The organism is Paenibacillus sp. FSL F4-0236, assembly GCF_038000135.1.
Lineage (GTDB): Bacteria > Bacillota > Bacilli > Paenibacillales > Paenibacillaceae > Paenibacillus_AQ.
Window position 1 is genome coordinate 676,842 of sequence record NZ_JBBOBK010000001.1, and the last position, 17,399, is coordinate 694,240.

General features: G+C 43.3%; 14 protein-coding genes and 1 pseudogene. 11 read left to right on the forward strand and 4 right to left on the reverse strand.

From position 1 onward, the window contains the following. Nucleotides 1-115 precede the first annotated feature (115 nt). The 5 genes from NSQ29_RS03110 to mtaB all read left to right on the forward strand — a co-directional run bounded on the left by NSQ29_RS03110 (nt 116) and on the right by mtaB (nt 5,016). Nucleotides 116-694 (forward strand): DNA-3-methyladenine glycosylase I, encoded by a 579-nt coding sequence (locus NSQ29_RS03110; protein ID WP_341126721.1) that lies wholly within the window; start codon nt 116-118, stop codon nt 692-694. 190 nt (nt 695-884) lie between these two features. Further along, nucleotides 885-1,940 carry a 50S ribosomal protein L11 methyltransferase gene (gene prmA / locus NSQ29_RS03115; RefSeq protein ID WP_076299675.1) on the forward strand — a complete coding sequence of 352 codons (1,056 nt, stop codon included), beginning with the start codon at nt 885-887 and terminating at the stop codon, nt 1,938-1,940. Between the two features lie 2 nt (nt 1,941-1,942). Further along, on the forward strand, nt 1,943-2,626 hold the full coding sequence (locus NSQ29_RS03120; RefSeq protein WP_076284800.1) for a site-2 protease family protein: 684 nt from the start codon (nt 1,943-1,945) through the stop codon (nt 2,624-2,626). 278 nt (nt 2,627-2,904) lie between these two features. Then, nucleotides 2,905-3,669: an RsmE family RNA methyltransferase gene (locus NSQ29_RS03125; protein WP_042190982.1), complete on the forward strand. Its 765-nt coding sequence runs from the start codon at nt 2,905-2,907 to the stop codon at nt 3,667-3,669. A gap of 3 nt (nt 3,670-3,672) precedes the next feature. After that, a complete protein-coding gene (mtaB, locus tag NSQ29_RS03130) occupies nt 3,673-5,016 on the forward strand; it encodes a tRNA (N(6)-L-threonylcarbamoyladenosine(37)-C(2))-methylthiotransferase MtaB (protein WP_340972269.1) in 1,344 nt (447 codons plus the stop codon). A 790-nt stretch (nt 5,017-5,806) separates the two neighbouring features. Here the strand turns inward: mtaB and NSQ29_RS03135 are convergent. Together NSQ29_RS03135 and NSQ29_RS03140 are read right to left on the reverse strand one after the other, a co-directional pair. Further along, on the reverse strand, nt 5,807-6,133 hold the full coding sequence (locus NSQ29_RS03135) for an AzlD domain-containing protein (RefSeq protein WP_341059756.1): 327 nt from the start codon (nt 6,131-6,133) through the stop codon (nt 5,807-5,809). Further along, nucleotides 6,124-6,699 (reverse strand): annotated as a pseudogene (locus NSQ29_RS03140) (AzlC family ABC transporter permease); the annotation flags it as partial. The gene NSQ29_RS03135 and the pseudogene NSQ29_RS03140, both read right to left, overlap by 10 nt. A gap of 284 nt (nt 6,700-6,983) precedes the next feature. Here NSQ29_RS03140 and NSQ29_RS03145 point away from each other — a divergent pair. The 4 genes from NSQ29_RS03145 to NSQ29_RS03160 all read left to right on the forward strand — a co-directional run bounded on the left by NSQ29_RS03145 (nt 6,984) and on the right by NSQ29_RS03160 (nt 12,575). After that, nucleotides 6,984-9,212, forward strand: coding sequence for a hypothetical protein (locus tag NSQ29_RS03145; RefSeq protein WP_341124353.1), 2,229 nt, complete (start codon nt 6,984-6,986; stop codon nt 9,210-9,212). 158 nt (nt 9,213-9,370) lie between these two features. Then, on the forward strand, nt 9,371-9,931 hold the full coding sequence (locus NSQ29_RS03150) for an ECF-type riboflavin transporter substrate-binding protein (RefSeq protein ID WP_042190972.1): 561 nt from the start codon (nt 9,371-9,373) through the stop codon (nt 9,929-9,931). 110 nt (nt 9,932-10,041) lie between these two features. Then, nucleotides 10,042-11,748 carry an ABC transporter ATP-binding protein gene (locus NSQ29_RS03155; protein WP_341124354.1) on the forward strand — a complete coding sequence of 569 codons (1,707 nt, stop codon included), beginning with the start codon at nt 10,042-10,044 and terminating at the stop codon, nt 11,746-11,748. Continuing rightward, complete coding sequence (locus tag NSQ29_RS03160; protein ID WP_042190968.1) at nt 11,745-12,575, forward strand: energy-coupling factor transporter transmembrane component T family protein; 831 nt, start codon at nt 11,745-11,747, stop codon at nt 12,573-12,575. The genes NSQ29_RS03155 and NSQ29_RS03160 overlap by 4 nt, the downstream gene beginning before the upstream one ends. A 52-nt stretch (nt 12,576-12,627) precedes the next feature. Here the strand turns inward: NSQ29_RS03160 and NSQ29_RS03165 are convergent, their stop codons facing one another. Continuing rightward, nucleotides 12,628-13,614, reverse strand: a complete 987-nt coding sequence (locus tag NSQ29_RS03165) for a Na/Pi cotransporter family protein (protein WP_341124355.1) — start codon at nt 13,612-13,614, stop codon at nt 12,628-12,630. A 99-nt stretch (nt 13,615-13,713) separates the two neighbouring features. Between NSQ29_RS03165 and NSQ29_RS03170 the strand changes: the two genes are divergently transcribed. Next, nucleotides 13,714-15,138: a class I SAM-dependent rRNA methyltransferase gene (locus NSQ29_RS03170; RefSeq protein ID WP_341124356.1), complete on the forward strand. Its 1,425-nt coding sequence runs from the start codon at nt 13,714-13,716 to the stop codon at nt 15,136-15,138. A gap of 462 nt (nt 15,139-15,600) precedes the next feature. Here the strand turns inward: NSQ29_RS03170 and NSQ29_RS03175 are convergent, their stop codons facing one another. After that, nucleotides 15,601-16,275 carry a DUF4097 family beta strand repeat-containing protein gene (locus tag NSQ29_RS03175; protein WP_341124357.1) on the reverse strand — a complete coding sequence of 225 codons (675 nt, stop codon included), beginning with the start codon at nt 16,273-16,275 and terminating at the stop codon, nt 15,601-15,603. Nucleotides 16,276-16,523: 248 nt separating this feature from the next. Between NSQ29_RS03175 and NSQ29_RS03180 the strand changes: the two genes are divergently transcribed. Continuing rightward, nucleotides 16,524-17,318, forward strand: a complete 795-nt coding sequence (locus NSQ29_RS03180; protein ID WP_341124358.1) for a MerR family transcriptional regulator — start codon at nt 16,524-16,526, stop codon at nt 17,316-17,318. The last annotated feature ends 81 nt before the right edge of the window (nt 17,319-17,399 follow it).

Here is a 17,399-nt window from a genome sequence, read left to right on the forward strand (position 1 = left end):
AAGGAAATAGAATAACTTTTTTAGGGGATGAACCTTGTGTTCTTCCCTTTTTTTCGTTTACAGTGAGTAGACGTTGTAAAGGTTTAGCTATGAATAATTAAAGGGGGAGGAAATGATGGAAGTAACTCGCTGTGCTTGGGTCAATGATGATCCTCTATATATTGCCTATCATGATGAAGAGTGGGGAAAGCCTCTATATGGTGACCAAAAGCTGTTTGAATTGCTTATGCTGGAAGGGATGCAGGCAGGGCTGAGCTGGTACACGGTACTAAAAAAACGGGCGCGTTTCAGAGAGGTATTTGACGGATTTGATCCAAATAAGATTGTCCATTATGATAAAGCCAAAATGGCAGAGCTAATGAGTGATCCAGGGATTATTAGAAATCGATTGAAAATTGATGCTATCATTCGTAATGCGGGTGTGTATTTGCAAATTTGCGAGGAATATGGCAGCTTTGCAGAGTATCTCTGGAGCTTTGTCGGAGGTGTGCCAACTATTAATCATTGGAAGACTCGTGCAGATGTACCTGCTTCGACGGCTCAGTCTGATGAGATGAGTAAGGCATTAAAGAAGAAAGGCATGAAGTTTGTGGGTACTACAATATGCTATGCTTTTATGCAGGCATCGGGGATGGTGGATGATCATTCGCTCAACTGCTTTTTTAGGCGTAAAGAGGACGTCGCAGGTCGTTGAGCTGTAGTTTGGCGTTACACCAATAAGAAATGTTATACTATGAAGCGAATGCTTTCGAAGCGAGTTTTGCACGAAGTAAATCAATGAAGCAAATGCTCACAAAACTAAGCCTATGCTTTCGAAGTGAGTTTTGCACGAAGTAAATCAATGAAGCAAATGCTCACAAAACTTTTAGGAGGATTACATAAAGATGTTATGGCATGAAGTGACGATACATACAACAGAAGAAGCACAGGAAATGATTTCGAATTTTTTATATGAAGCTGGTGCGGGTGGGGTTTCTATCGAGGAATCCGGCACACTGAATAAAGAACGGGATACACGTTACGGTGAATTGTACGACCAACCTTTGAATGATATTCCTGAAGGGGAAGCGGTCATAAAAGGGTATTATGCCGATTCCACAGATATGGATGCTGTTATAGAAGAATTGACTCCACGGGTAGCCGAATTGCATGAGTACGGGATTGATCCAGGCAAAGCGTTGATTTCTTGGAAGACTGTGGATGAAGACGAATGGGCGCATGCTTGGAAGCAATATTTCAAACCGCTACGCGTATCCAAACGTCTTACCATTAAACCAACCTGGGAGGAATATACGCCTGAGAGTCCAGATGAAGCCATCATTGAGATCGACCCTGGGATGGCATTTGGTACTGGGACTCACCCTACAACAGCTCTGTGCCTCCGTGCACTTGAAAAGAATATTAGCGGCGGTGAAGAAGTTATCGATGTCGGCACCGGTTCAGGAATTCTGGCTGTAGGTGCGATGCTGCTAGGTGCAAAATCCGTATTGGCCTTAGATTTAGATCCGGTGGCTGTGGAAAGTGCACGGGAGAATGTAGCCCTTAACAAGCTTGAATCATCCATAACGGTAAAAGAGAGCGATCTTCTATCGCTGCTGGGCGGGGAAGGCGTAGCTGATACAGCGGCTGGAGAGATGTGGCCATCCGCTAGACCTGGTCACTCACTAGAAGGAGCCGTTCCTGCTAAGCAAGAGCAAGAAGGCAGCCTTGGCGTGACATTGCCTGTACAAATTGTAGTTGCGAATATTTTGGCGGAAATCATCGTATTGTTTACGGATGATGTGTACCGCGCGCTTCAGCCTGGAGGCCTCTACATTACCTCAGGTATATATAAAGATAAAGAAGGACTTGTAGCGAACGCGCTGAAAGCTTCTGGTTTTGAGATTATTGAAATATCCCGTGAGGAAGATTGGGTGGCGTTTACAGCCGGAAAGAGGTAAAGATGGATATATTACAAAATATAATTCGAGTAGATTTAGATCAGCTTCCTTTCCTGCTCATTACAATTTTAATTGCTTTTACAGTACATGAATTCAGTCATGCTTATTTCGCGAATAAGTTCGGTGACCCAACAGCAAGATTACTTGGCCGTATGACGCTTAATCCTGCTGTTCATTTCGATTTCTTTGGTATTTTGCTGCTGCTTGTTGCTGGCTTCGGTTGGGCACGTCCAGTTCCGGTAAACCGCGATAACTTTAGTCGTCCTCGTCTCATGGGAGTCATCGTGTCAGCTGCGGGACCAATCAGTAACCTGCTCTTAGGAATTATTGGTGCTATAATATACGGTGCACTTGCGGCAACTGGAGTTTTGGAGACGATCTCGAATGATCGCGTGCTTGAGGCTGTAAATCGGTTCTTTGGCGCTTTCATTCAATGGAATTTCTTCTTGTTTCTATTCAACCTTATTCCGCTACCGCCACTGGATGGTTATCGGATTGTGGAAGATATCGCCCCACGTTCGATCCGCGGCAAATTACAGCAATTTGAACAATGGGCTGTATTTCTCTTTTTATTGATATTGTTTATTCCCGGTCTACGGACGTATACGATTGACCCACTTGCCACGTGGGCTAGTGAAATGTCGATAACCTTTGTACAGCTGTCTCTAAGAATTTTTGGCAGCTAAGGCAAGGGATGAAGTCTGTTCAACCTTTGTCAAACATTGTATTATGTAATTTGATCAAAATTTGATCGTTAATTTTCGTCTGACCAAGCCTTATATTTCTTGAAGAAACGGGTGACGTTCTTATAAGGGCGACTAAGCCGTTTCTTCAAATATATGAAAGTATAAGTATCACTCTATACTTTATGACTTATATTTTTCGATTAAACGCTTACCGTCCTTATAAGGACGCCGAAGGCGTTTATACTTGTTACTGAATTTATGAACAGGATGATGATGAGATGCAGCGATATTTCGTTACACCGGAGCAGTTTGGTGCGGATACCGTGAGAATTGATGGGGAAGACGCCCGTCATATCGCTAAAGTGATGCGTGGTAAGGCAGGGGACAAGCTTATTGTTAGCGATGGTGTTTCCCGTGAGGCATTAGTAGAGATTGCGCAGATTGAAATTGGGGAAGTCACTGTGAACATTTTGGAGTCCCTGGAGATGACGCATGAACCTCGAATTAAAATTACAGTCGCTCAGAGCTTGCCTAAAGCCGATAAGATGGAAACTGTCATTCAGAAGTGTACAGAGATTGGTGCTGTAGGCTTTGTTCCTTTTCTGTCAGAACGCACAATAGTGCAATACGACGAGCGTAAAGAAAGCAAACGACTGGATCGCTGGCGTAAAATTTGTAAGGAAGCTGCCGAACAGGCTCATCGGAACATCGTTCCGTCTGTAGGGTCACCGTTGTCCTGGAAGCAGCTTTTGCAGACTTTTAGTGAGTATGATGCTGTTTATTTCTGTTATGAAAAAGAGGAAGGCTTACAGCTTCGAAGCAGCGTCGCTCCATGGTTAGCATCGCTTTCGCCGCAGTCTGGCGGGAAAGTTATGGTTGTGGTAGGTCCTGAAGGAGGTTTTACTCCGGAGGAATGCCTCAAGGCAGAAGAAGCCGGTGCAGTATCCGTAGGACTAGGACGGCGAATTCTGCGCTGTGAGACAGCGGGCATGGTTGCCGCTGCTTGTATATTATATGAATCTGGAGAAATGGGAGGAGCTTAAGAGATGCCATCCGTAGCGTTTTATACTTTAGGTTGTAAAGTGAATTTCTATGATACCGAAGCCATTTGGCAGCTATTTAAAAATGAAGGTTACGAGCAGGTTGATTTCGAGGGTCCCGCCGATGTATATCTGATTAATACTTGTACAGTAACTAACACAGGTGACAAAAAAAGCCGTCAAATGATCCGACGTGCCGTGCGCCGTAATCCAGAGGCCATCGTAGCCGTAACAGGCTGCTACGCACAAACCTCTCCTGGGGAGATTCTAGATATTCCTGGAGTTGACCTTGTCATCGGTAACCAGGACCGCGATCAGATCATGACACATGTGAAGAATATTGAAGCCTCACGTCAGCCGGTCAATGCTGTGCGTAATATTATGAAGACACGTGAGTTCGAAGAGATGGATGTGCCAGGCTTTGCGGATCGGACGCGTGCTTTTATGAAGATTCAGGATGGTTGTAACAACTTCTGCACCTTCTGCATCATTCCATGGTCGCGTGGACTTTCCCGCAGTCGTGATCCAAAAAGCATCGTAGCTCAAGCGCATCAATTGGTAGAAGCAGGGTATAAGGAGTTTGTACTAACGGGTATTCATACTGGTGGTTACGGTGATGATCTTGATAATTACCGTCTAGCCGATTTACTGTGGGATCTAGATAAGGTAGATGGTCTGGAACGAGTGCGTATCAGTTCTATCGAAGCTAGTCAGATTGATGAGAAGCTGCTTGAGGTGCTGAACCGTTCCTCCAAAATGTGCCGTCATCTGCATATTCCGTTACAAGCCGGTCATAATGATGTGCTGAAAGCGATGCGCCGTAAATATACGACAGAAGAGTATTACGCCAAAATGCAATTGATCCGCCAGGCGATGCCAGATGTCGGGATTACCACTGACGTTATCGTTGGATTCCCGGGTGAGACCGATGAGATGTTCCGTGCCGGATACGATTTCATGAAGGCTGTAAATTACTCGGAGATGCATGTATTCCCTTATTCCAAGCGGACAGGTACTCCTGCAGCGCGGATGGAGAATCAGATCGATGAGGAGATCAAAAATTTACGCGTGCAGGAGCTGATTGATCTATCCGAAGAAATGCAATTAGCATATGCCCGTAAGTTTGTAGGACAGACGCTAAGTGTGATTCCGGAAAGATCCGCTAAAGGAGCTCCGGGCCGCAATATCCAGCATGGATTCAGCGACAACTATTTGCAGGTCTTCTTTGATGGAGAGGATTCACTTCAAGGAGAACTTTGTGAGGTGAAGATCACCGAAGCTGGTGTGAACGAATGCCGAGGCGAATTGGTCGGGGTTAGTCAGAGCGGTCTTAAGCTGGCTGTTCGTTAAGGAATAGACGTTATTTAAAAGACAGTAAAGGAGCAATTCTCCGTTAATGGAGAATTGCTCCTTTGTGTGTTTGGCGTTAGCTGAGAAATGCAACCGCATAGCAGAGGAATAGCTGCTACATGGGAGAGGCATAGCTCTCTCCTAATCTTGGGGTTTTCTATGGAGATACCAGCATACTTTTTAGCCATTTGAGCATACTTTCGGACTCCAGGGACAATATTCTTGGAAAAGTGGTACATATATTAGCAGTGATTTTGTAAAGAAGCCCAAAACTGCGCCCCTATCGCCCGGAAGGCGTGAAAGGTGAGAAAGAGGGGTATAAATCCCCCAGATATCGCCCAAAAGGTGTGAAACGTGAGAAAGAGGGGTATAAATCCCCCAGATATCGCCCGAAAGGCGCGAAAGATGAAAAAGAGGGGTATAAATCCCCCAGATATCGCTCGAAAGGTGTGAAACGTGAGAAAGAGGGGTATAAATCCCCCAGATATCGTCTGGAAGGTGTGAAACGTGAGAAAGAGGGGTATAAATCCCCCAGATATCGCTGAGAAGGTGGTGCGGAGCGCCTGAAAGAGAAACTCTCGCTTACAATCACTATAAATGACTTGTACTATGTCATCTTTTTAACTCTTTTGTGGACGAAACTGGCATGATGAATCTTGATTGTTACGCAGAAATAATGCAGCTATTCCTGATAACGAATTCTTACGAGTAGCGCCAAGAAGTGGTCAGATAAGAGACGGAGGGGAGCAGCAGCCACGGTAACTCATTGCTTTTGGGGTCCCCTGCATGATCAAAAAAACATCCGCAGGATCATGATCGAAACAATCCCAACCAGTACAGTTCCTAGCAAACTCCGGGTCTTAATAGCGATCCAAAAAGTAGGGATTGCGGCAAAAAGCTCAACGTTATTAGCTATAGGCGAGAATTTTCCATCATTTAAGAGGATCTCCTGCCCTATTAGTGCCGCCATAACAGAGATAGGAACATAATTTAACCAGCGCATTCCCCATTCAGGCAATTCGAATCGGCTTAGAATCATTAATGGAACCACCCTGGGTATGAAGGTTACCAAAGCCGCCCCTAGAATAATCAAAAATACATCCCATCTCACTTCCATTTTTCAAGCACCATCCCTACTGTTGACGCAATGACCGTTGCAATAATGACACCCACACTACCGGAGAATACGAAGGAGCTAGCTACAGCGATGATTACTGCTAGGATTGCGACAACTAAATCAAGTTTTATTTTATTACGATCAATCATGGAAATAACAAGGATGCCAATGAACATGGCAGGTAAAGCAAACTGTAGACCGAATTGATCTGGATCAGAAATCCACTGTGCCAAAAAAGCTCCTGCTATATTCGCAATAAACCAATTTAAATAGGCAGTGAGATTAAGGCCATGCATCCATTTTTCACTGATTTGTTGCTTATTCACTGTTTGATTAATAGCAACTCCAAAGGTCTCATCTGTCAGCAGGGTTCCAACCAGCATATTTCTCAGTGGGGTAAGATGCCGGAAATAAGGTGAAAGAGCTGCACTAAGCAAAATATGACGAAGATTCACGATAAATATCGTAACGATAATAGCAACAGGCGAGCTGCTTACAGCTATCATTCCAGCAGCTATAAACTGTGCTGAACCGGCATAAAGCATCAGACTTATCAAGGTAATCTTTTACCCCTTTAAGGAAGCTATCCTCCTCTTTTGGAGTAGGGATTGTCTCTAGTTGAAAGTTCTCTATACTCATCGTAGCCCCCTTGGTTCAAAAAAAGAATGTAGTAGCTAGCATATTACTTCCTAATATATTGATCAACACTTCACCTGATTATCTAGTCTGAAAGTCCTGAATTTGGCTTTATGGAGTTATAGGGTAAACACTTGGTGTACAATTGTCGATATAAGTAAAAGAGTGTGGGGATAAACCACCAAACGACATTATAACCTAAGGGAGAGAACAAATGACTGTGTACAGGAAAATGACGAAAATGCTCCTCATCATGATATTGTTAGCTACTGCGGTTTTTCCGGTAAGTGTCTTTGCAGCTGCCGGCGACATCAACTCGATTGAGTTTGAAAGCTCAGCCAAAGTGCAGCTTACGGTTGGACAAACGCCAAAGCAACTGAAGGTATATGCGAATGTGGAAGGGTCCTCCTCCAAAAGAGATGTGACCGGTGCAGTGGTATGGAATTCTTCTAACACTAACGCTGTAAAAGTAGTAAATGGCTTATTGACTCCAATAGATAGCGGAAAGGCTATTATTACAGCTACTTATAATCATGCACTCGCTACTATAGAAGTAGAGGTTTCACATCCGATCAAAGAATTGAAGCTTGAATATAGCTCCGAAGGGAACTATAAATTGGGTGACGAAGAGGATAAACTGTTGGTCAAAGCCAATGCGATTGGTGGCGAAACAGCGACTTCTGCCAAGGATGTAACGGCTGATACCACTTGGAGCAGCTCCAATACAAGCGTATTGACGATTGCAGAAGGTAAAATCACACTGGCGGGTGAAGGTACCTCAACCATTACTGCCAAATACAAGGATCTAACAGCAACCTTTAAAGCTGTAGTCAAATTGCCTTATTCTGAAATTGAGCTTAAAAATGATAAGGGCATCGTAATTAAGGAAATTGAAATGCTCGTTGGCGATAATCCGGTGAAAGTAGCTGCGTTTACCAAAGAGACTACAAAGACGACCGCAAATGATATTTCAGAGAAAGCGGAATGGTCATCTTCTAATACAAGTGTCGCTACTGTAGACAAGGGAGAAATCAAAGTACTGTCCGCAGGAAAAGCTGTAATTACAGTATCTTATCTGGGGATTACACAAACTGTGGATGTATATGTACGTGCTCCTTACGAGGCGTTATTGCTTACTCCATCAGGCGATCAATTCTTGTTTATGGGTGAGAGCTTGAACGTTAAAGCAGAAGTTAGAGATGCTGCGAATTCCACTCCGAATGTATCCAGTAGTGCAGTATGGAGTTCGGACAACCAACTCGCGGCGACGGTTACTGCGGGTACTGATGCTGCAGCGATCACCGCAAAAGCAGTGGGAACATCGGTTATTAAAGCAGAGTACAGAGGGATTAGTAAAAGCTTTAAGTTGACGGTATATCCTACGATTACTGAGTTGGAAGCTGATAAAAAGGAACTGGACATGTACACAGAGGATTCCGTTAGTTTGCCAAAGGTCAACGGAACCAAGCTAGATGGAACGAAACTGGATCTCAGTCAAGAAATCGAGTGGACTTCTGCCAACGATGAGATCGCCACCATCAAGGATGGCAAGCTCGTTGCTGAAAAGGCTGGTACTGTTAATATTGTCGGCAAAATAAAATCAGAGAATCCTACCTCCTCCAAAGCGGCTATCCGGGAAAAAAGTGTTGTAGTGAGTGTTACAGTTAAAGATAAGGTTCATATTTTGCTCGGACCAGAGGAAAACGTTGTGATTGTTACTGGTGAAGAGAAGGCTGTTCCTGAAGTCAAAGCTGTGATGGAAAATGGGAATGAACTCGATGCTACAAGTACTATGGAATGGGAGATTACCGGTACGAATGCAATTATCAAGACAACCTCTTCCGGCAAGGTAATCAAAGGACTGGTGAAGGGTTCTGCCACTTTAAAGGGAACCTACGCTAATAAGACTATTAGTATCCCGGTTACTATTGAACAAAAGGTTACTAAAATTGTTGTAGAACCGAATGCGATTGAATTGAATATTAAAGGTTCTAAATCCATAAAGGTAACGGCTTACTACTCTAATGGTAAGACGGGGAATATCTCCAGCAGCATGAATTGGGAGTCCTCGAATGAAGCAGTTGCTACGGTTAAAAGTACATCTGTTAAAGCCATAACAGAGGGAACTGCGACGTTATCAGGTTCTTACCAAGGGCTCGCTGCTAGTGTCAAAATTAATGTAGTTCCTAAGCTATTGAAGTTGACTGTCAACGAAAATAGACTGAAGATGGCTCCGGGAGCTGTTCAGAATGCGGTTGTGATTGCGCAGTATGATACGGGGAAGACTGCTATTGTTACTGGAAGTGCGGCGTGGACTAGCTCTAAGCCTTCTGTAGCTAGAGTATCTGCTAGCGGTCAGATTGTAGCTGTGAGCAAAGGAACGGCATCCATTAAAGGAAAGATTGGCACCAAGACAGTGACGGTAACCGTTACTGTGAAATAGATAAAGCAAATCATATAATAACTCTATAAGTGGTCTGGGTCTGCAAAGCCAACATTAATGTTGCTTTGCAGATTTTTTTATTTTAATCTATATTAATTCCGACTATTCCGATGTATAATTACATAAAATAAAAGAGAAGCGTTGGGGGAGATGAAAATATGGCAAAACAAAAGGTGTTATCGATTAAGACGATTGTTGCGATTGGTATCGGTTCTGCTTTATTCGTTATTTTGGGCAGGTTCGGTTCGATTCCATCCGGAATTCCAAACACTAACATTGAGACTACATACGCTTTACTGGCATTGTTCGCACTGTTGTACGGTCCGTTTGCCGGATTACTCATTGGCCTGATCGGACATACATTGAAGGATGCGATTTTTTATGGTTCCCCTTGGTTCAGTTGGGTGATCGCTTCTGGAATTGTTGGGCTCGTTGTTGGTCTGCTTGTGGCTAGAATTGGGATTCATGACGGGGAGTTCGGACGAAAGGAACTGATTCGTTTTAATCTAGCCCAGATTGTAGCAAACGCAATCGCCTGGTTCTTAGTAGCTCCTGTACTGGATATTCTAATCTATGCAGAACCAGCGAATAAAGTATTCACACAAGGACTTATCGCCGGAGCATCCAATATAGTCACTGTAGCAGTGATTGGCTCACTACTCGCAATTGCATATGCAAAGACAAGAACGAAGCAAGGCAGCTTGACCAGAGAAGCCTGAGTAGCATATAATCCAAACCAAAAGCCGGTGGAGATCACCGGCTTTTTTATGGCTGTAAAACATATAATGGAAGTGAAATTCTTCAAACGAAGCTAAGAGGAAGGTCAAGGATGAAAAAAGCAGTGATTGAATTTAAGGATTTTAGTTTTCAATATCGAGCACAGCAGGAGCCTACACTCACAGATATCAACTTAACGATTGCCGAAGGGGAGAAGGTACTTATTGTGGGACCCTCTGGTTCTGGAAAAAGTACACTGGCTCATTGTATAAACGGACTCATCCCTTTTGCCTATAAAGGTGAAATGTCTGGGTCATTGCGAATTATGGGTCTGGAGCAGAAAGAACTTAGTATTGCGGCATTGTCGGATCAGGTCGGGACTGTACTACAAGACCCGGATGGACAATTTGTTGGATTAACGGTTGGTGAGGATATCGCCTTCAGTCTGGAGAATCACGCGGTTCAACAGGCCGAAATGATAGAAAAGGTAGTGGCTGCGGCAACAGCCGTGGATATCCACGAATATTTGGGAGCGTCACCTCAGGAATTGTCAGGTGGTCAGAAGCAGAAAACAACCTTAGCTGGTGTTCTGGTTGGTAATGTGGACATCCTGTTGTTTGATGAGCCTTTGGCAAACTTAGATCCATATACCGGCACAAAAGCGATTGAGCTTATTGACCGAGTGCAAAAAGAGACCCGTAAAACGGTTATTATTATCGAGCACAGACTCGAGGAAGTACTTCACCGTGCGGTGGACCGCATTATTGTGATCCATGACGGACGCATTGCGGCGGATATGCCAGCCGCTGAGCTATTAAGCACTCGCTTACTTTCAGAAGTAGGTATTCGGGAACCTCTCTATTTAACGGCTTTAAAGTATGCAGGATGTACGATTGCATCAGATATGAATCCACAGCATATAGATGAAATTCGGCTGGACTCTTGCTCCAGCAAGCTTGAGTACTGGTATGATAATAATAATTCGCAGCAGGATAAACGTGAGAGTCTACCTATCCTTGAGTTACATGATGTTTCATTCGGTTATGAGAAGAGCAGACCAGTACTTCATAAACTTAACCTTCTTATTCATAAAGGAGAAATGGTCTGTATAGCTGGGAGAAATGGTGCCGGGAAATCCACGGTATCTAAGCTTATCTGTGGCTTTTATAAGCCCACTTCCGGTTCGATATTGATGAACGGAAGGGATATTGCCAAGGATACGATTAAGGAGCGGGCAGAGCGGATCGGTTTCGTGATGCAGAATCCTAATCATATGATTTCTAAGACGCTTTTATATGATGAGGTTGCGCTAGGCCTTAAATTACGAGGGGTGTCCGAGGAGATTATTCGTGAGCGAGTGCATCATGTTTTGAAAATATGCGGTCTATACGCTTTTCGTAGCTGGCCCATCTCTGCGCTCAGCTACGGACAGAAGAAACGTGTGACTATTGCTTCTATTATGATCCTGGAGCCGGAAGTGATCATATTAGATGAGCCGACTGCAGCACAGGATTATAGGCACTACAACGAAATGATGGAATTTCTTTTGACGCTTCGGGAACAGGGAATGACGGTCATTATGATTACGCATGATATGCATCTTATGCTGGAGTATGCCGATAGAGCTGTAGTGTTGTCTGATGGTGTTAAGCTTGCTGATGATAGCCCTGAGCTAGTATTAACCAATATAGAAGTAGTGAAGAATGCTAATTTGAAAGAGACCTCACTATTTACATTGGCTATGAAGGTCCAATTGGATCAGCCAGAAGAGTTCGTAAGAAGATTTATTGCATACGACAGGAGGAGCCGGGGCGGATGAAGGCCACAATGTTAACTTTTACGAAGCAAGATTCACCTATTCACCGTCTTACAGGCGCTACTAAGCTGATTTTATTTATAGTGTGGTCTGTGACAGGGATGATTACATATGATACAAGATGTTTAATAGTGATGCTATTATTTAGTTTGATTGCCTTTAGAGTCTCTAAAGTTCAATTTCAGGATTATGCTTTCGTACTTTATTTTATCCTGATCTTCTTTGTGCTTAATCATATAGCTATCTTTATTTTTTCTCCTTTGGAAGGTGTAAAGGTTTACGGTTCACGTCATGATATTGTTCATCTTGTAGGTCGGTATACCGTTACATATGAGCAGCTATTCTATCAATTAAATATTGCCCTTAAGTATGCAGTAGTCATTCCTATGGCACTGTTGTTCCTTCTAACGACAAATCCTAGTGAATTCGCAGCATCTTTAAACCGGATTGGCGTGAATTATAAAATTGCATATTCTGTATCGCTTGCGCTGCGGTACATTCCGGATATCCAAAGAGATTATGAGAATATATCGTTCTCTGCTCAGGCACGGGGAATAGACATTTCTCGAAAAGAAAAGTTGCCTAAGCGGCTTAAAAATATCATTTCGATTCTAATGCCCTTGATTCTGACTAGCATTGAGCGAATTGAGAATATTAGTACGGCTATGGAGTTACGTGGCTTCGGAACTAATAGAAAACGGACTTGGTACAGCAGTCGTCCGTTCTCAAGAAATGACTATATTGCTTTAATCTTATTCGCTCTGATCGCAATATCTTCGACGGTAATCACTTTTTACGATGGATCGCGGTTTTATAATATTTTCGATTGAAGTATAATAGTACAGTTGTGGAAAGTTTGGGATCAGGCGTTACAGTATATTGTTACGATTGAAGACGTTTCTCCAGTCTTGACCATACAGGCAGGTAACATAATGGCAGTGCGATTAGCGAGCATACTACATTAAAAATAGTCTGTGCATGGGCGATTTGTGAGGCGGCTCCTCCGCCAATCCATGCAGCAGTTGTTTGTAGGGGACCGATTAGAGGTAGAAACAGTAGCGCACCGCCTACATTGAGCGCAACATGCGACCAAGCGACGAAGACGCCGGAAGATGAGCCGCCGATGGAAGCAATGACTGCCGTGACGCAGGTACCGACATTAGCACCGAGCACGATGGCTATGCCGAGCTCTGGCGGCATGGCACCCGAGGCGGCAATACCCATGGCCATGGCGATAACTGCTGCGCTGCTATGTAACAGGGCAGTTAAGCAGGCACCTGCGGCGAGTCCCCATAGGGCACTTGTGGCGGCATGATTCAGGAACCAGAGGAATAGGCCACTCTCTTGAAGAGTTCCGCCGATGGATTGCATGACTGCGATTCCCCATAAGACTAAGGCGAATCCTGATACAGCCAGGCTGATGAATTGCAGCGGCTCTGATATTTTCCGGCACAGTGCTACCGCCCGTGACGTATGTGGTAACTCGCCTGCTATAACCGCAGCTGCCCACAGACTCAGCGAGGCAGCCAGCAATGGGGAGGCCATGGAATTGATCTGAAGTCCGATCAGTTCTGTGGTCAAAGTAGTGCCGATGTTGCTACCTAAGATAATGCCTAGTGTACGAGCATAGGTGAGCAGGCCGGCATTCACCATACCGATCGTTAGCACGGTTACAGCCGTGCTGCTCTGAAGCAGGGCCGACAGCAAGCTACTGGCAATCATTCCTTTGATTGGTGTAGAGGTAGCCTTATTAAGGCTTCTAGTCATCAGAGGGCCTGCGAGCTTGGACAAGGCTGTTTCCATAAGCTTCATGCCAGCCAGAAAGATAATAAGACCATATATGATAGGGAAAAGCAGTTCACGGAACATAGGGCATACTCCTTTGGACGAGGGTTGTACACCAATATATGAAAGTAACAAGTAGGACATGTATAAAATCATTTTTAGAGAAACAGGGAGTTGAAGTCATTGGCATCGGTTATTTTAGAACGCAATCGCAAAAAAAGATTAGAACAGGGCCATCCATGGGTCTACGCAGGTGAAGTTGCATCAGTTGAAGGAAACCCAGAAGCAGGGGGATTAGTAGATGTCCTAAATCATCAAGGCCGGTTTCTGGCTGTAGGATATTACAATCCAGCATCGCAGATTCGGGTGAGAATTGTATCACAGGGACCGTTGGCTATAATGGACACCGCTTTTTTCGCAGAACGGTTTACAAATTGTCTACAGCATAGAGAACGTTTCCTTCCTGGGGCAGATGCTTACCGTTTGGTTTATGGAGAGGCGGACTTTTTGCCAGGGCTTATTGTGGATCGATTCGGGGATATTCTGGTTGTGCAGCTCCTTACACTTGGAATGGACAAGCGCCGTGCAGAGATTGTTGAAGCACTTGTACAGATTATGGCACCGCGTGGTATTTATGAACGCAGTGATGTTAGCGTGCGCGAACTGGAAGGGATGGAGCAGACTACAGGTGTGCTGTACGGGGAATGCCCACGTCATGTTACCGTAAGTGAGAATGGCCTTAAGCTGGTAGTAGATATCGAAGAGGGCCAAAAGACAGGCTACTTCTTTGATCAGCGTGAGAATAGAGCATCCATTGCCCCACTCATGAAGGGCTGGGGTGGACGAAGTGGCATTACGCTGCAAGAAATCGAAGCAGAAGATGGCTCGTTACAAACTTTGCCGGTAAACAAGAGTGGTAAACACGTAACCTTCCCTTATTGGGATGGTGCTACAGTGCTGGAATGTTTCTCTCACACAGGCAGCTTCACTCTGCATGCTTGCAAGTATGGTGCGAAAAAAGTAACCTGCCTTGACGTTTCCGCTCATGCCATAGAGAGTGCCAAGGTCAATGTGGAGCTGAATGGCTTTAGTGATCGAGTGGAATTTGTAGTGGATGATGCTTTTGCTTACCTGCGCAATCAGGTAAAAGGTCTGGAGGAACGTTCGGAGCGGGCGACGATTGCAAGCGGAACGGAAACAACAGTAGCGTCCACAAATGCTAAATCCAGAGGCAAAACAACCAAAACGGATACCTCCAAGCCGATGACAGCAGGTGGAGGTAAAACTTGGGATGTAGTTATCCTAGACCCTCCAGCGTTTGCGAAAACTAAAAGTGCAGTAGCAGGTGCTTGCCGTGGTTACAAGGATATTAATCTACACGGCATGAAGCTGGTGAACGAAGGCGGATATTTGGTTACTGCAAGTTGTTCTTACCACATGCAGCCGGATCTATTCCTTGAGACAATTGCCGACGCGGCTAAAGATGCAGGTAAAGTATTGAGACTTGTGGAATGGCGTGCCGCAGGCAAAGACCATCCGCAGATTCTAGGCGTTAACGAAGGACACTATCTGAAGTTTGCGATTTTTGAAGTGCGGAGTAAGAAATAAGCTGGCTGTTCAAATATAAGTAATGGATTTTAATCCGTAAAGGAGTCTTCGATCGAGGCCTCTTTTTACGGATTTTTTGCTATGTTCTAAGAAGAGTAAGATTCGGGATTAACAAGGTATGTCCGCTTAGTCCGAAAAGTTGCCAAAACAGCACGAAATTCATGAATAGCGACTCCTGAATCCGAATGTAATCCAGAAAGTATAAGCCGCTGTAATGCGGCTTATACTTTATTTGGATGGAAGTCACGATCAAGCTTAATTTTGGGCCTCGGGTACATCATCAGATAATCGATTTACGGGTCGGATCAACAATTTTATCAAGGTGATTTTCCATTACAAGACGGATATTTTATCGGTTATAGGCCGGTGGAATAGTCGAAGAGGTAGGACCAGAAGTTTCAAAAGTGAAACAGGGGTTATCCCTTGTATTTGATTTCATACGAGCCAATATTTAACTACTGGCTACTCAGAAAATTGTAAGGTAATATCGCCGTTATTTGTATAAGCAGATAATTTTTTCGAACCATTCTCTTTATTGGCAGGCAAATTGCTATCTCCTTTCTTTACCTTGCTTAAGATCGCGAAATCATCATATGACCCTGAAATTGAACCGCTAATATTTCCGTTTTTTGTTTCAAGGGTTATAGCCGTTCCTACATTCAATTTGTCCAGTTGGATATTTCCGTTATTTATGTTTACTTCCACTGTCCCTAAAAACACGATTGTCGGTAATACAATACTTTCATTTGATGTTTTTAAAGTCAAATTTTTTAAAGTTGCATCAGGTATCGATACCTGAATAGTTCTGGTTACTTGCGAGCCTTTTCCTCCGATATAGTCGTTCCATTCCTTATTACTGTCACTTACCATTGACAGTTCTTTATCGTCAGATAGATCAATCTTGTAAAAATCTTTCTCACTTTCATAGTAAACAATATGAATTTGTTCATCTTTAGATTTGAGGATATTTATTTTTTTGTCCTTTACATCAATTGTTAAGGTATCAATCTTTTGGGCAGGTATGGTGTAATTTTTTTCCTCCATGGAAGTGGAGTCGGAGGAACATCCTGCTAATGATATCAATAGTGTCACCAATGTGCCTATAGTAGTTAGTAATTTTTTTGCAGTACTTTTCATTGTAAAATGCTCCTTCGTTAAATCATTTTTCTTTTAAATATAGCCAGTCCTACGAATGCCAATCTTAAGCTGCCATGCAGACAAATTCCGATATACAACAAAGGATAATCCTTTGATACATGATTTAGTTCTTCATATTTGCCTTCCTCTCTGGTAATAAATTCATTTTGTATTTCGTTGCGTTTATCAGTCGCATATGTTTTAATCATCATAAACTTTTGTGTTACAAAAAGGTCAAGAGGGTAGATATGAACAACTATTTTACAATTAAGCAAGCAGCAGAGATCGTAGAGATGACCACTGAGACCTTGCGGCACTATGATCGTATTGGATTAGTCAAGCCATGCCATAAAGATGAATTGTCGGGATATCGATACTATTCCGAGCAGGAGCTCGTAAAGCTGCAAACCATTGAACTGCTCAAAGCAATGGACCTTACTTTAATGGATATTAAAGATATTTTGCAGCAGAATGATCTCTCTAAAGTAATTGCATTTCTAAAACAAGCAGAAAAAAGAGCAGACGATAAAATTGCTCGTCTGCAGTATGCAAAATCGAAAATTAAACGTGCCTATCTACATTATGAAAATAAGTTCCACGATGGTTATAGTCAAAGTGAAAATTACTTTGTCAGACACATAGAGGAAAGGGTAATTATGCTTTCGAATAAAATGGAAAGCCCCACACTTAAGAATTTATGGGACTATCACAGACATTTCTATCAACAAATTGAAACGTCTCTGCATTCACAATTTCTGTTTGAAGATATGGCAGGAATGTTCACGACTGAAGGAATAACACGATTATTTGCTGTTTGCTTGAAATATCCGTCTTTAGAGGGGCTGACTGTGCTACCAGAAGGGGACTATCTGTGTGCAATTTGTACCGAAGAGAATAAGAATGCTGTATTACAAAATTTACTTGAAAGGGCAAAGACGGAATACGATGTGTGTCCAGATTTTGTTCTTCATAACATTATTGTGACTGGAATATTGCAGTGGGATTATCAGATACAACTGTTCATTAAGAAACGCTCATGTTAGATGAAATACAAAGGAAAGGTTTAGGAAAAGAAAAATATTTGATTGAAAGTCGCTAATTTAGCGGCTTTTTTTGATTAAGGA